Here is a 13,599-nt window from a genome sequence, read left to right on the forward strand (position 1 = left end):
GCGCCGGAATCAAAGACCGGCATTGTATCTCAGTTAAGGAAGGGATTAGCTGCGAAATTGGCGCGCCAGCGTGGCTAACTGGTGGGTCAGATGACTGAGGGTGTCGCTGATTTCCTGATTCTGCTCGGCCAGGGTGACGGCTTTGTCTGATCCCAGTTGGACACTATCGATATTGTTCTTGATTTCTGAGGCGACGGCGCTTTGTTCTTCCGTGGCGCTGGCGATTTGTTGTGTCATATCGGCGATTCGATCAATCGCAGCGGAAATCATGTCGAGGAATTGCGCCAGTTGCTGTGCCGTGTCGGCGCTACGGCGGGCCTCATCGCTATTGCGTTTCACCGTGCCGGTGGCTTCGCGTGCGGTTTTTTGAATCTGATTGATCATGGCCTCGATTTCGCCAATCGATTGCTGAGTGCGTTGCGCCAGGGTACGAACCTCGTCGGCGACCACGGCAAAGCCACGGCCTTGTTCTCCCGCACGTGCGGCCTCGATGGCGGCATTGAGTGCCAGTAGATTGGTTTGCTCGGCAATGGCGCGGATCACGTCCAGCACCGAGCCGATATTCTGGCTGTCCTTGTCGAGTTGATCGATGATGGTGGCCGATGCAGCGATGTCGTCGCTCAATTGAGTGATGGCCGCGATGTTGTGGCCGATTTGCGATTTGCTCTGTGCAATCTTCTGGCTGGCCTCCGTCGTTGCGGCGGCAGTGTCATTGGCGCTTTGCGCGACTTGATGGACGGCGGCGCTCATCTCGGTAATGGCAGAGGCCATTGATCCGACTTCAGCTTGTTGTTTGGCGATACAGTTGCGTGACTGGCTGGCGACGATGGCGGTTTTTTGCGCGGTGTTGGTCATGTCTTCGCTGGAATAATCGATACGCGAGACAACGGCATCAAGTTGTGAGCTTGCCATTTTTAGAGCAAGTTGCAGCTGCCCGATCTCGTCCTGGCGACCGGTGTAGACGTAACGCATCAGCGGATTATCGAAGAGTTCGCGACTATCGTCTGCCGTGCGTGTCAAGGAGCGCGTTAATGTATGAATGGTACCGGCGCCAATTACCAGGCCGATCAACAGCGCGGGCAGAATTGCTGCAGGCCAGAACAGGGTGCCGAGCAGGGCGGGGACGATGGTCAGTGCGAGTCCGAAATAAAGCTGTGTGGTAAAACCAAATGCATGCGGCAACGGGGTTTTGTTATCGCGCAATCTGGCATACAGCGCCTCGGCGCGCGCGACGCGTTCGCGAGTAGGTTTGGTGCGCACGGATTGATATTCGACGATGGCGCCATCGTGTTTGATCGGTGTAGCAAAGGCATCGACCCAATAGTGATCGCCGTTTTTGCTGCGATTTTTGACCAGCCCCATCCAGGGCTTGCCGTCCTTAATCGTGTCCCAGAGATTGGCAAAGGCTGCGGGTGGCATGTCGGGGTGGCGCACCACGTTATGGTTTTTGCCTAACAGTTCTTCTGGCATAAAGCCGCTGATCTCGAGGAAATCCTGGTTATAGCCAGTGATGGCTCCCTTAGGGTCGGTTGTCGAAATGATGCGAACCGACTCGCTATAATCGATTTCTCTACCGCTCACGGGTAAGTTAAGCTTCATCGTGTGTTCGCCTTCTGGTTTTAGGAAGAGACTACCACTATGCCGATAAGGTTATCGGAAGAAGTTGTTATAAGTTTATAATTTCCCTAAAGATTGATTTTATTTACCTGATTATCGAGATAAAATCTAATAAAAAGTAATGAGTTAACTCTAGAGGACAGTGCAGTGAAAACCTATGTTGGAATCGATCAGGATACTTACGGCGGCATGACGCCGACGGGAACCATTGTTCGAGACGCCTGGGTATTTGGCATTCTGCCGGAGAGCGAAACCTGCGCCGGGTGGGATGGCGGGCGTATCCAGGTCGTGTATGACAAAGTCGCGGCCATTTGGGATCAGTACGGGTATCTGGTGAACCACTTGCCCCCCGAATTGCGCGAGCGCCATGCGCGGATTCATGATGCGGCCGTCAAGCGCGCCCGCGAACTCGGCTGGAGTCCGCCGATGGAAGAAGATTAATCGAGTCGACTGAAGTTTTTCGCGCCAGTTGTCGATCTAACGTATGGATACTGTTGAATCAACAACGATAAATACATTATGACGAACTCTCTGTTTGTGGGGCAGGAACAAGTCCGGGTGCGCGCTCTTTATCTTGGGCAGCGTCTCGATTTAAAGGCGTTTCGTGATGCGCAACGGCTCGCCGATGGTCCGCTGGTGATTACGGCCGGAATTGCTGGTTGTGCGGTGTTGTTTCGTTATGGTGTGGCGGTGGTGTGCGGGCTCAACGCCCTGGAAGAAGTTACCTTCGCCAATGACATTAAACAGTTTGTCATCGATCCCATGGAACGAGTGGAGCATGATGAGCTGAATATCGTGTTGGCCGCTCCCGGTAATGGCGAGCAGGTCGTGCCCGGTGGTATTCGGTTGCAGGATTTTAGTTTGCAACGAATACAACTGGTTGCTGATACCCTGGCCAAGAGCGTGGTGCTGGCGTATTACGAAGCCAATGTCGCTGAAACTTTCGATCGCATTGAACCCTTAGCCTCCGATTTACAACGTTTTGGCCGTGGCGGGCGCCAGGCGAAAGAGTTGTTGCGGCATATTGGCCATACCTTGTCGATTCAGAGCCGGATGGTGGGGCGTGTCGAGGTGGAAGAGAAACCTGAACTGTTGTGGGAGCGGCCCGATCTGGAGCGGCTTTTCATGCGATTGCAGGATGAATATGAGCTGCGGGAAAGGCATCTGGCGCTGGAGCGCAAACTGGAATTGATTTCCAGAACCGCCGAAACCTTGTTAAGTTTATTGCAAAACAAACGCACCTTGCATGTTGAGTGGTATATAGTATTTTTAATTCTATTCGAGATTATGCTTTCGCTGTGGGATAAGTTTGGCGGTACGCAGTAACCGCAGTGAGGCGAGCGAGGTGGGTGTGGCACATCTGCAATTGCAATTCATCGGTGCAGCACGGGAGGTCACGGGTTCCTGTTTTCTGCTGCGTGTCGGTAATCGTTCGTTGTTGGTGGATTGTGGCTTGATTCAAGGCACACCCGACGACGAAGCGCGTAACTGGAAGCCCTTTCCGTTTGATCCTCGTCAGATTGATGCGGTCATCCTGACGCACGCACATCTGGATCACTCCGGACGTTTGCCCTTGCTGGTTAAGGCGGGGTTTCGTGGCCAGATCTATACGCATTTCGCCAGTCGCGATTTGTGCGAGATCCTGCTGCACGATGCCGCCTATCTCAATGAAAAAGAAAGCGAGTGGGAAAACAAAAAGCGGCAACGCAGACACCAAGTGTTGGTTATGCCGCTCTACACCATCAGTGATGCCAAGGCAGTCATGGCCTCGTTTCAGGCGTTACCCTATGACCAAATCGATGAAATCATACCAGGGATCAAACTCCGGTTGACCGATGCCGGGCATATCCTGGGTTCGGCCATCGCCGAAGTGTGGGTGGAGGATGATGGCGTCAAGCGCAAGCTGGTGTTCAGTGGTGATCTGGGGCATCGCGGTGCGCCGATCTTGCGCGATCCCAGTCTGGTCAGTGATGCTGATCTGGTGATTATGGAAACTACGTATGGTGATCGGCGGCATCGTTCATGGGATGAGACCTGGTCAGAGTTAGCCGGGATATTGCGTAATGCCAATAGTCGGAAAGGGAACGTGTTGATCCCTGCCTTCGCCGTTGGTCGTACACAAGAGTTGTTGTATGCCTTTAATCGTAATTTCGAGGCGTGGGAACTGGATCGGTGGACGATCTTTCTGGATAGCCCGATGGCGATTGAAGCGACCGAGGTGTATCGCAAGCATCGAAATCTCTTTGATCGCGAAACCAAGGATTTAGAACGGGGTAACGCTAAACCGTTAACGCCGCCGAACCTGCATTTGGTGCGGCGTGCCGAAGAATCCATGCATCTGAATCGGGTTGAAAATGGAGCCATCATCATTGCCGGTAGCGGGATGTGTAACGGTGGCCGCATCAAGCATCACCTCAAGCACAATATTTGGCGTCAGGGTTGTCATCTCTTGATTGTCGGTTATCAGGCCTGGGGCACTTTGGGGCGGCGTTTGGTCGATGGGGTGAGTGAAATCAATCTCTGGGGTGAGACGATCTCGGTGGCGGCCAAGGTGCATACGATAGGTGGTTTTTCCGCGCACGCCGATGCCGATGGATTGATGGACTGGTACCGCAATTTTCAGGGGCGGCCGCCGGTAGCGCTGGTGCATGGCGAACAAGAGGCGATGACTGCATTTGCTGCCCGGTTAAAGGGCGAGGGGGCGAAGAAGGTGTGGTTGCCGGAGTCGCAGGAGGCGATTGATCTGGTAAAAATGTCCTGATGCCGGATTCAGGCAAGTCGAGCGGCTGCCGATAACCAGCATGTGAGGGTTGTGTTGAGTTAAGTGATGTGCGGGGATGGCGGTCGCGCCCGTTTGCGATTAAAGTACGCAGCGCAATTAAAAAAATTATTAAAGGTTCCCTCGAGGGGCTGAGTTGAAGTGTTTAAATTTTTCTAAAATTTGATTCCAACAAATTGAAAGTTGTGAACTGGCGGATGGTCCGTGTCTTCGTTAAGGGAATAAGCGCGAGTCAGTATGGCGGCAGAATTACAAGAGCAAGTTAAGGGGCAATATGAGCGTTTTCCTTATCCGGCTGTAGGCAGTCTGGCCTTGCCGCGCCGTGGTCAAGGCGAAGGTCTGCGTTATGAAGTGGGCGTGGCCCTGGCGCAGGCCGCAGGCGCGGCGCATGGCTTGATTCCCGATCATCGCGGCAAGCGGATTCTGGTCGCAGGCGCGGGGACGCTGGAGGCCTTGGTCGTGGCGCAAGCGCACCCAGAGGCTGCCGAGATTGTGGCGCTGGATGTCAGCGCTGCGTCAATTCGTACTTTGAAACAACGTCTGCGTTGGGCAGGATTGCGTGATCGCATTTTTAGGCGGCGGGTGTTACCTCCGATAGCCGCGCACCAGTCTGATTTGAATCACTGGACACAGGGAGGCTATGACTACATCATCGCTACCAATGTGCTGCACCATACGTTGAATCCTGCGGCATCACTGAAGCGGCTGGCAGCGTTGCTTAAACCTGGTGGTGTGATGCGTGTGGTGACCTATCCGGCGCAAAGCCGACACTGGATACGCCAAACCAGCGCCTGGTTGGCATGGCATGGATTGACACCCGAAAAGAGCGGTCTGGCACGAAAGGCGCGGGCCGCCATCCGAAAACTACCTGTTGGCCATCCGATTCGCAGTTGTTATGAGGGGCATGGCGAACGCATGTCGGCAACGGGCGTCGTCGATGCTTTTTTGCATGCCCTGGAACAACCATTGCCGCCTGAGCAGTGGCAGGAGGCGGCCGAGGCAGCAAGCCTGACCTGGGTGGGTGAGACGCAGGCGGATACTTCGCGCGGAGAGTTTTTATCCACCTTGTTGCCGGCGGCAGCGGCGCTTAATCATTGGCAACGCTTACAAGTATTGGATGATGTATTGGAGTTAGCGACCAATCCGATCTGGTGGTTCGTCAAACGGCCATTGTCGGGCGTACCAGTCGTTGTCGATGAAGACGTTCAGATCGTTACCCCCGATGGCCGTGCCGACATGTTGTGGCAGGGCATTAGCGTAAAAGAAGTGGCGCGCAATTTGAGCCTGCCCTGGTATTTGCCGTCACAGCCATATTTTGAATTGGCGCGCGGCGCACGTAATGCGCAACGGATATTGGGCAGTGTAGGTGCTACAGTGCCAGGCTTGATGGATGCTCTGAAGCGTGAAGTCGGGATACGTTATTCGCGCACTGGGCGCGAACTCCCTGGGCTTACCTTGCCGGAGCATGATGTCGCTGCCATGCTGGAAGTGCCAGAACCATGGACACCCGAGCAGTGGCAACAGCTTGAAGAATCAGTGGGTGCCGATTGGCATTTGAGTTACGAAGGTAAGCATGTGCCCGGCGTAGGGCTGGCGATGCAGGCGCAGTGGTTGCAATTATATCACGGCGCTCAACAGGCCCAGATCGGGCCAATTGCGTTTGTGCGGGGGCGATAGCGGTAGTGGTTCATCCCCCATTCCCGTGAATACGGGTCTGAGGCACCAGATAAATCGGGATTTGTCTTAGCGAAAGTTCATTACCCGCTCATGCTCATCGCCAGGGGGATATGTTTCCTCAAAGATGAGGCGGTACTGTTCAACCATCGACAGTATCTTTGCCTCGGTTTCAGGTGATGGCTCGTAGACAAAGGTGGCAATCTCGCGGTACAAACGCCCAAGCCACCATTCTGCTGCAGTTTGATTGTCCATATGACCTCCTATACTTATGTTAATGACTTGGGGTATTTAACCAGTTGATTGTGACTGAATGATGACAATTGGCTGTATAGTCATTATTCGGTTTGGGTGTAGATTCCGCCGCAGGGTAAAATGGCTGAGCATGTTTCTGGTTCTGGATGGAATTGGTGATGAAACTGATTAATCAATCGATGATCGGCAATTTAACTGCCCAGGCGCAGCAGTCGCCACGCGCGCGCACCAATCTCAATTTACATACTCAGTATGATGATCCCGTCCAGCGCCTGTTGATTGCGATTGAGCCAGGCAGTTATGTGCGTCCGCACCGTCATCTGGATGCCAATAAATGGGAGCTGTTTTTGATTGTTCGAGGCAGAATCGCCGCTGTTTTTTTTGATGATGAGGGGCGGATGCAAGATCGTATTCTGCTGTCGCCCCAAGGGCCGGATCATGGTTTTGAAATTGTGCCAGGTCAATGGCATACCGTTGTTGCACTGGAGCCTGGTACAGTGTTTTTCGAGGTCAAGGCCGGCCCCTTTATGCCAACCAGTGATAAAGATTTCGCAATATGGGCGCCAGCAGAAGGGAATGCGCGTTGCGCGGATTTTTTAGAGTGGTTTGTACATGGTCAGCCCGGCAGCCGCTATCCCGGCTAAGTGGGATCGATTTTTTACAGTTAACGAACCTCTCCCGCTACAGAAAATCTCTGAGTCATGGTTTGAGCGTTTCGATATTCGGCTGTGGATGTTGCGCGCTGATCTGGTTCATCCCATCGTCTCCGGCAATAAATGGTTCAAGCTTAAATACAATCTCCAAACTGCTCAGGTGGCCGGACATGACACCTTATTGAGTTTTGGCGGTGCCTACTCCAATCATATCCACGCCCTTGCCTATGCCGGACGGAAATTGGGTTTCAAAACGATAGGTGTGATTCGTGGGGAAGCGCATGAATTTCTCAATCCCACCTTGCAGTTCGCAACAGAGCAGGGAATGCAGCTGATGTATCTGGATAGAGTCAGCTTCCGACGAAAATATGAACCTGAACTCGTCAGAAAATTGCACGACTGCTTTGGCGATTTTTATCTGGTGCCAGAGGGTGGCAGTAATGCCTTGGCGGTGCTGGGATGTCGTGAATTAGTGTCTGAGATCAATGAGCCATTTGATGTGTTGGCCTGTGCTTGTGGTACCGGAGGAACGCTGGCCGGGATAATTTCAGGATTGGAAGGTCACCATCAGGCACTGGGTTTGGCGGTATTAAAAGGCGGTGATTTCCTGCGTGATGAGGTGCGCGGCTTGTTGAGAGAAGCAGGCGGCGCCGTTCACGAGAATTGGACGATTAATCACGACTATCATCTGGGTGGGTATGCACGGATGCCGCTAGCGCTTGAGCAATTTATTAGAGGATTTGATGTCAGGCACGGTATTCGGTTGGATCCCGTTTACACCGGAAAACTGATGTTTGGGCTCTATGATCTGATCGCCAAGGGAGGTTTCAAACGTGGTACGACGATTGTTGCGCTGCATAGCGGCGGCTTACAGGGTGGCGAAGGTTTCGCTGGGCCAGGAAAATAGGGTAAAATGAAAAAACTTCCCCCACCTATAGTGTTTTATTTGCCATGGATTTAAAAGCGATTCCAGTTCGTGCCGTAAAGATTACGCCTGAGAACAAATGCAGTTTTTGCGTCGGTTCCAAGTGTTGTAATTATGTCACGCAGAAGATTGACGGGCCGCGCAGCAAATATGACTTTGAACATTTGTTGTGGCAGCTTTCGCATGACAACATGCAGGTCTACAAGGATTCCGAAGGCTGGTTTTTGCAGATGAATACGCGCTGCAAGCATCTGCAGACGGATGGACGCTGCGGGATTTACGAGACGCGGCCGCAGATTTGTCGCGATCACTCCAATGATTATTGCGAATACGATCAACCCGCCGATGAAGGGCATGATCTGATGTTTGATAGCTACGAATCCTTGCTCGTCTATTGCAAAAAGCGATTCAAGAACTGGGGAAAGAAGTAGCAGGCATAATCTCCGCAAAACGCTGAAAGGACTTGAACTCGCTGGTGTTGAATGCCGGTTGTTGTGAATCAGGTTTGCAGGCGGCGAGCAAATGAGCGATGCCATAACTGCGTGCTGAACGCAGAGCCGCCAGATTATCATCTACCAATAAGGTTCGATGTGGCGTAAATGGCTCCCGTTCTTGTAACTGTCCCCAGAAGTTTGTCGCTTCTTTCGGTAAGCCCAGCTCGTGGGAGGAGATGATCCGGTCGAGATGATTGTCCAGCCGCGTGTGTTCCAGTTTCATGCCCAGGCTTTTCGGGTGAGCATTCGTGACCAAAACCAGTCGTTTTCCATGCCGCCGCAGGCGAGCCATAAATTCCAGAGCGTCATCCTTGATGGTAATCAAATGCACCAAATCCTGCTTAAGCGCGACAATGTCCAAGCCCAGTTCGCGGCTCCAGTAGTCCAGGCAATACCAGTCCAGAGTGCCAGCGGTACGTTTGAAATAAGGGGCCAGCACAGCGTTGGCAGTGACCACATCCAGGCCGCGCGTGAAGGCGTAGCGGCGCGGCAGATAATTGCGCCAGAAATGGGTGTCGAAGTGCAGGTCGAGCAGGGTGCCATCCATATCGAGTAGCACGGTGTCGATGTTTTTCCAGTTAATCATATATTGATATCTGTTAACCGCGAAGGACGCAAAGGCGCGCCAAGAAAATTACAAGCCGAGCATTTCAAACCCGGAAAACAAGGGCAATACCCCAGTAATCTTGATTGCCCGATTCCCCGCCTTCGTGTTCCTTTGCGTCCTTCGCGGTTAATCACGGGTTCATGGTTCGGGGGTATAATAAGCCATGCGCAAGAAACCCGAAATCCTCGGTATCACTACCATTGCCCGCAGCCGCCTGTTTCATGTCGAGCAGGTCGAGCTGCGTTTTACCAATGGCACGGAGGTGAGTTATGAACGGCTCAAGAGTACCTCAGCCGGTGCCGTGCTGGTGGTGCCGATGTTGGATGAAGATACGGTGCTCTTGATCCGTGAATATGCCGCTGGCGTCCATCGTTATGAGCTGGGCTTGCCCAAAGGCCGGGTCGAAGTGGGCGAGGATGTCTTGGATGCCGCCAATCGCGAACTGATGGAAGAGGTGGGTTATGCGGCGCGTGATTTGCGGCACTTAACCGCGTTGACGCTGGCGCCGGGCTATTTAGGCCATCACACCCAAATCGTATTGGCGCAGGACTTGTATGAATCCCGTGCGGCAGGCGATGAGCCGGAAGAAATCGAAGTCGTGCCTTGGCGGCTGAGTCAGCTCAATGAATTGATGGCGCGCGAAGATTGCACTGAGGCGCGCAGTATTGCGGCGTTGTTTATGGTGCGGGAGTTATTGCGAGGTACCGCCTGACGGTAGGGGCGACTCATGATCGCCCCTACTCCGGTTCCCGTTCCCCTTTCGGCTTGCGCTTACCGGGCGGATAGGGAAGATAAGGCGGATAAGGAAAGCGTAGCTGGCCATAACGGATCATCAGCACTGCGCCCGCCAAGACCGTGATGGCGGCCGCGACTGCGATAATGCTCCAGGGATCTAATGCCTTGATGTCCAGTGCCAGGTAACGTGCCAGGGCAACGATGGCGATGTAGAGCGGCATCCGCACCGGCAGCTTACCCGAATCAAGGTAGACGGCCACCATCGCAATGACCTCAAGATAGAGAAATAACAATAACAAATCGGCCAAAGTCACCTTGGCGTCCAGGATCATCCGGTAAACTTCTTGGCCGCCAGCGACGAGGGTAGCAATGGTGATAATGAACAGGCCACCGTATTCAATGAGTCTGAGCGCCTTCTTGCCCAAGAGTTCCTGAGCCGGCGACATGATGTGGACTTCTTCGTCTTCGTTGGTCACTGGTTTGTTACCGCGGTCTTGCTGTGCCATAGTTTAGAGCCCGCCAGTGTATGAGTAAGTAATGACGATTCTATGACAAATACCGTCTCAGCGGCAGTGGCAGTTATCGCCACCGAACCGCAACTCCAGATTCAGGCGCGCCAGCTGGCCGAGCGATTGCAGCTGCCTGTCGCGATGGTGGACGGCGCTGAATACCCCTTGCTATTGGTGCAGACCGCCGAACGCCTGGAATTGCGCCAGACCGGTCCGCTCGCACCGGGTCCGGTGTATGTCGATTTTATCGGCGGTAGCGTCGGCCATCGTTTTCATTTCGGCGGCGGCCGTGGGCAATTGATTGCCAAGGCCGTCGGGATCAAAAAAGGATTTATCCCCACCGTTATCGATGCCACGGGCGGTTTGGGGCGTGATTCGTTTGTGCTCGCCAGTTTGGGGTGTACAGTAACCTTGGTCGAGCGTTCACCGATCATCGCCGAGTTGTTGCGCGATGGCATGGCTCGTGCCGAGCTTGATAATGAGATCGGCGCCATTGTCCGCGAACGCATGCATCTGGTGATGACTGATGCAATTGCTTATCTGGTAACGCTGAGCGAAGCGCAACGGCCGGATGTGGTATATCTTGATCCCATGTACCCCGAACGCCGCAAAAGTGCTGCCGTGAAAAAAGAAATGCGCGCCTTTCAGTTATTATTGGGCGGTGATGAGGATGAAGCGGATTTGCTGGTGGTCGCGCTGCGCTGCGCGTGTAAGCGTGTGGTGGTCAAACGGCCACGGCAGGCAGAATCGATTGCCGGTCCGAAGCCGAGTTTGAGTATGAGCGGGCAGAGCACGCGGTTTGATATTTATTTTACGGTTAAAACGTAAAATACATTTTTCTCCCCTCCTCAGCATGAGGAGGGGTGGACGCGAAGCGGACGGGGTGGTGTGCGGCGATGTTACAGCAAAATTTCAACACCACCACCCCGCCCTAATGGGCACCCCTCCTCCTTCCAGGAGGAGGGGATGATAAATGATTAGGACAGTGCGCTATGAATGACAAAATCACCGATCTTGAAATCCGGCTGACCTATCAGGAGTCGGCGTTGCAGGAGTTGAACGATGTCATCGTCAAACAGCAGGATCAGATCGACGCGCTGATTATCGAGATCAGGCGCCTGCGGCAGCAACTGGAATCTGGTAGCGAGTTTGTACGGCCGCAATCGGAAGAAACACCGCCGCCGCATTATTGAGCTGAAAAAAATGATCTAACCGCGAAGGACGCAAAGTATCGCTAAGAATCATTAACCATAAACTGTACGACATTACACAAAGCCCAATCGACTTTTATGTCTTGCATTTACTTAGCGTTCCTTTGCGTCCTTCGCGGCTAATGTTTTTAATTATCCACCGGCAACGCCACATCCCTCCCCAGCATTCGATTAAACGCCGCCACCCCAAACAAACGAAAACCCCGCAACGCCTCGGGCGGGTGGCCGGCGACGGCGACGATGGGTTTGCCGGCAGCGATGCCCATGATTAAGGGGCGGCCGGATTTCATGGGTACGCCATCAACCAATAACTCACCGACTTCAGAAATCAGATCGGAAATGAAATCACGACCACCAACCGCGGTGCCGCCGGAGATGACGATCATGTCGGATTGTTTAAGTGCGTTGCGCACGGCAGCGACGAAGCCTTCGAAATCGTCACCCATGATGCCGCCGAATTGCGGGATGCCACCCGCAGCGATGACGGCGGCGCTGAGCATCGGGCCGTTGCAGTCGCGGATTGAGCCTGGTTTTAATGATTGTGTGTGGGCGATGACTTCATTGCCTGAAGAAAACAACGTGACGCGCGGCTGACGGGCAACGCTGACTTTATCCAGCCCCAGGCTGGCGATAGTGCCGATGTCCTTGGCTTCGATGACGCTGCCTTTTGCCAACACCACGCTGCCTTGCTTGATGTCACAGCCGCGATCTTCAATAAAGAAACGTGGCGGGAAGGGGCGGGTGATGGTGAAGCTGTTGCCTTCGCGTTTGCAGTCCCACATGCGGACGATGGCGATCGGGCCATCGGGCAGGATGCTGCCGGTATTCACTTCCACCGCTTCGCCTTTGCCAAACGTGGGGCATTGTTCGTCACCCGGCTGCACATTACCAACGATCTTGAATTGCACAGGGTTGGTGTCGCTGGCGGCCTGGGTGTCGGCGATATGAACGGCAAAGCCTTCGACGATGGCGCGGTGATAAGGGGGTGCATCTTCAGGGGCCAATAAATCGCTATGCAAGGTACGGCCCAGTGCCTGTGACAGCGCAATGCTTTCGGCAGGCATGGTGGCGAATGGCACAGCCTGGCTGAATTTTTCCTGGGCTTCGATCAATGGCGATTTTTCGGTCATGGTTTTATCTTCTCTGAATGACATTGTTGTATGTTTAACGATTCCAGCCCTGTGTCAGTTATTAGGGACATCCCTTCTCCCTGAGGGAGAAGGATAGGATGAGGGGGTAATTTAATTATTTTATCCCCTCACCCCAACCCTCTCCCGGAGGGAGAGGGGGACTACAAGTCAATGCGACATATTAAACTGATCAGCCATTGTGACAAGCGTATCTCTTAGAGGCAACTGCCGACCGAGCCGGTGCGGCAGCGGCGGCGGTCGAGCCAGGTGGTCAGATCGAGCAAGGCGTCATCAAAACGGGCGCCGCTGGCATCGGCCCCGGTCAAGGTGGCGGCACTCAAGTCGGCCTGGGTGAAGTCGGCATTGATCAGTGATGTCTGATCCAGATGCGCCTTTTGTAAATTGGCGTTGGCGAGCTGTGCCCGCTCCAGATTGGCGCGTGACAAAAGCGCCTTGCTGAGGTCCGCCTGGCGCAGATCGGCCTGCACCAGATTGGCTTGTTCCAGGCTGGCTTGGGTCAGGCTGGCATGTTGTAGATTGGCGCCGCTTAAATTGGCATCGTCGAGATCGGCTTTGCCGAGGTTGGCATTGCTAAGATTTGCTTTGATTAACGTGGCGCGTTCCAGTTTTGCCTGTGTCAAGGTGGCCGCTTTGAGATTGGCGCCATTCAGGTTGGAACCGACCAAATGAGTTTCAGTCAGATCGGCAGATTCAAGATTGGCGCCTTCAAGATTGGCGCGACCCAGATAAGCGTTACGTAGATTGGCGCCACTGAGGTTGGCCTTGCTGAAGTTGGTTTTATCCAGCGTGGCATCACGTAGATCGACGCCATGCAGGTCTGCGCCATGTTTATCGCAACCTTTCCAGTCGACGCGTGCAGCAGGCGGGTCGGTGCATGCGGCGTTGGCGTGGGTGAATGTTAGCGCCAATACCATGAAATAAAATGGCGCCAACCACCATTTGCTGTGACGTTGAATCTCAAGTAGAGGTGTCTTCATCGTCATTGATTA

Annotated in this window: 16 protein-coding genes; 10 read left to right on the top strand and 6 right to left on the bottom strand. The window is 53.7% G+C overall.

Annotated elements, in window-relative coordinates:
* Positions 1-45 precede the first annotated feature (45 nt).
* Positions 46-1,599 (bottom strand): methyl-accepting chemotaxis protein, encoded by a 1,554-nt coding sequence (locus tag HY272_05055; protein ID MBI3772047.1) that lies wholly within the window; start codon positions 1,597-1,599, stop codon positions 46-48.
* 129 nt (positions 1,600-1,728) lie between these two features.
* Here HY272_05055 and HY272_05060 point away from each other — a divergent pair, with 129 nt between their 5' ends.
* The 4 genes from HY272_05060 to HY272_05075 all read left to right on the top strand — a co-directional run bounded on the left by HY272_05060 (position 1,729) and on the right by HY272_05075 (position 6,073).
* Positions 1,729-2,058 (top strand): hypothetical protein, encoded by a 330-nt coding sequence (locus tag HY272_05060; protein MBI3772048.1) that lies wholly within the window; start codon positions 1,729-1,731, stop codon positions 2,056-2,058.
* A 78-nt stretch (positions 2,059-2,136) separates the two neighbouring features.
* Entirely contained in the window at positions 2,137-2,943 is an 807-nt protein-coding gene (locus HY272_05065) for an RMD1 family protein (GenBank protein MBI3772049.1), read from the top strand.
* 34 nt (positions 2,944-2,977) lie between these two features.
* Positions 2,978-4,378, top strand: a complete 1,401-nt coding sequence (locus tag HY272_05070; protein MBI3772050.1) for an MBL fold metallo-hydrolase — start codon at positions 2,978-2,980, stop codon at positions 4,376-4,378.
* Positions 4,379-4,633: 255 nt separating this feature from the next.
* Positions 4,634-6,073: a class I SAM-dependent methyltransferase gene (locus tag HY272_05075; GenBank protein ID MBI3772051.1), complete on the top strand. Its 1,440-nt coding sequence runs from the start codon at positions 4,634-4,636 to the stop codon at positions 6,071-6,073.
* A 66-nt stretch (positions 6,074-6,139) separates the two neighbouring features.
* Here the strand turns inward: HY272_05075 and HY272_05080 are convergent, their stop codons facing one another.
* Positions 6,140-6,325: a hypothetical protein gene (locus tag HY272_05080; GenBank protein MBI3772052.1), complete on the bottom strand. Its 186-nt coding sequence runs from the start codon at positions 6,323-6,325 to the stop codon at positions 6,140-6,142.
* Between the two features lie 158 nt (positions 6,326-6,483).
* Here HY272_05080 and HY272_05085 point away from each other — a divergent pair, with 158 nt between their 5' ends.
* Genes HY272_05085 through HY272_05095 form a run of 3 tightly spaced genes read left to right on the top strand, consistent with a single transcriptional unit; the run spans position 6,484 to position 8,334 of the window.
* The gene (locus tag HY272_05085) at positions 6,484-6,969 is read left to right on the top strand and encodes a WbuC family cupin fold metalloprotein (protein MBI3772053.1); all 486 of its coding nucleotides are present in this window, start codon (positions 6,484-6,486) and stop codon (positions 6,967-6,969) included.
* Positions 6,938-7,885 (top strand): 1-aminocyclopropane-1-carboxylate deaminase/D-cysteine desulfhydrase, encoded by a 948-nt coding sequence (locus tag HY272_05090; GenBank protein MBI3772054.1) that lies wholly within the window; start codon positions 6,938-6,940, stop codon positions 7,883-7,885. Before HY272_05085 ends, HY272_05090 begins: the two co-directional genes overlap by 32 nt.
* A gap of 44 nt (positions 7,886-7,929) precedes the next feature.
* Positions 7,930-8,334, top strand: coding sequence for a YkgJ family cysteine cluster protein (locus HY272_05095; GenBank protein MBI3772055.1), 405 nt, complete (start codon positions 7,930-7,932; stop codon positions 8,332-8,334).
* On the opposite strand, the gene yrfG is transcribed toward HY272_05095, so the two are convergent.
* Positions 8,312-8,983 (bottom strand): GMP/IMP nucleotidase, encoded by a 672-nt coding sequence (yrfG, locus tag HY272_05100; GenBank protein ID MBI3772056.1) that lies wholly within the window; start codon positions 8,981-8,983, stop codon positions 8,312-8,314. The genes HY272_05095 and yrfG overlap by 23 nt on opposite strands.
* 184 nt (positions 8,984-9,167) lie before the next feature.
* On the opposite strand from yrfG, the gene nudE reads away from it, so the two are divergent.
* Entirely contained in the window at positions 9,168-9,716 is a 549-nt protein-coding gene (nudE, locus tag HY272_05105) for an ADP compounds hydrolase NudE (GenBank protein MBI3772057.1), read from the top strand.
* Between the two features lie 25 nt (positions 9,717-9,741).
* Here nudE and HY272_05110 read toward each other — a convergent pair whose 3' ends face one another.
* Positions 9,742-10,185, bottom strand: coding sequence for a phosphate-starvation-inducible PsiE family protein (locus HY272_05110; protein MBI3772058.1), 444 nt, complete (start codon positions 10,183-10,185; stop codon positions 9,742-9,744).
* A gap of 102 nt (positions 10,186-10,287) precedes the next feature.
* Between HY272_05110 and HY272_05115 the strand changes: the two genes are divergently transcribed.
* Positions 10,288-11,076 (top strand): class I SAM-dependent methyltransferase, encoded by a 789-nt coding sequence (locus HY272_05115; GenBank protein MBI3772059.1) that lies wholly within the window; start codon positions 10,288-10,290, stop codon positions 11,074-11,076.
* A 164-nt stretch (positions 11,077-11,240) separates the two neighbouring features.
* Positions 11,241-11,441 carry a SlyX family protein gene (locus HY272_05120; protein ID MBI3772060.1) on the top strand — a complete coding sequence of 67 codons (201 nt, stop codon included), beginning with the start codon at positions 11,241-11,243 and terminating at the stop codon, positions 11,439-11,441.
* 146 nt (positions 11,442-11,587) lie between these two features.
* Here HY272_05120 and HY272_05125 read toward each other — a convergent pair whose 3' ends face one another.
* Both HY272_05125 and HY272_05130 read right to left on the bottom strand, forming a co-directional pair.
* Positions 11,588-12,589, bottom strand: a complete 1,002-nt coding sequence (locus tag HY272_05125; GenBank protein ID MBI3772061.1) for a molybdopterin molybdotransferase MoeA — start codon at positions 12,587-12,589, stop codon at positions 11,588-11,590.
* Positions 12,590-12,804: 215 nt separating this feature from the next.
* Positions 12,805-13,587, bottom strand: coding sequence for a pentapeptide repeat-containing protein (locus HY272_05130; protein MBI3772062.1), 783 nt, complete (start codon positions 13,585-13,587; stop codon positions 12,805-12,807).
* Between the last annotated feature and the right edge of the window lie 12 nt (positions 13,588-13,599).

This window comes from Gammaproteobacteria bacterium (assembly GCA_016200485.1).
GTDB lineage: Bacteria > Pseudomonadota > Gammaproteobacteria > Tenderiales > Tenderiaceae > JACQEP01.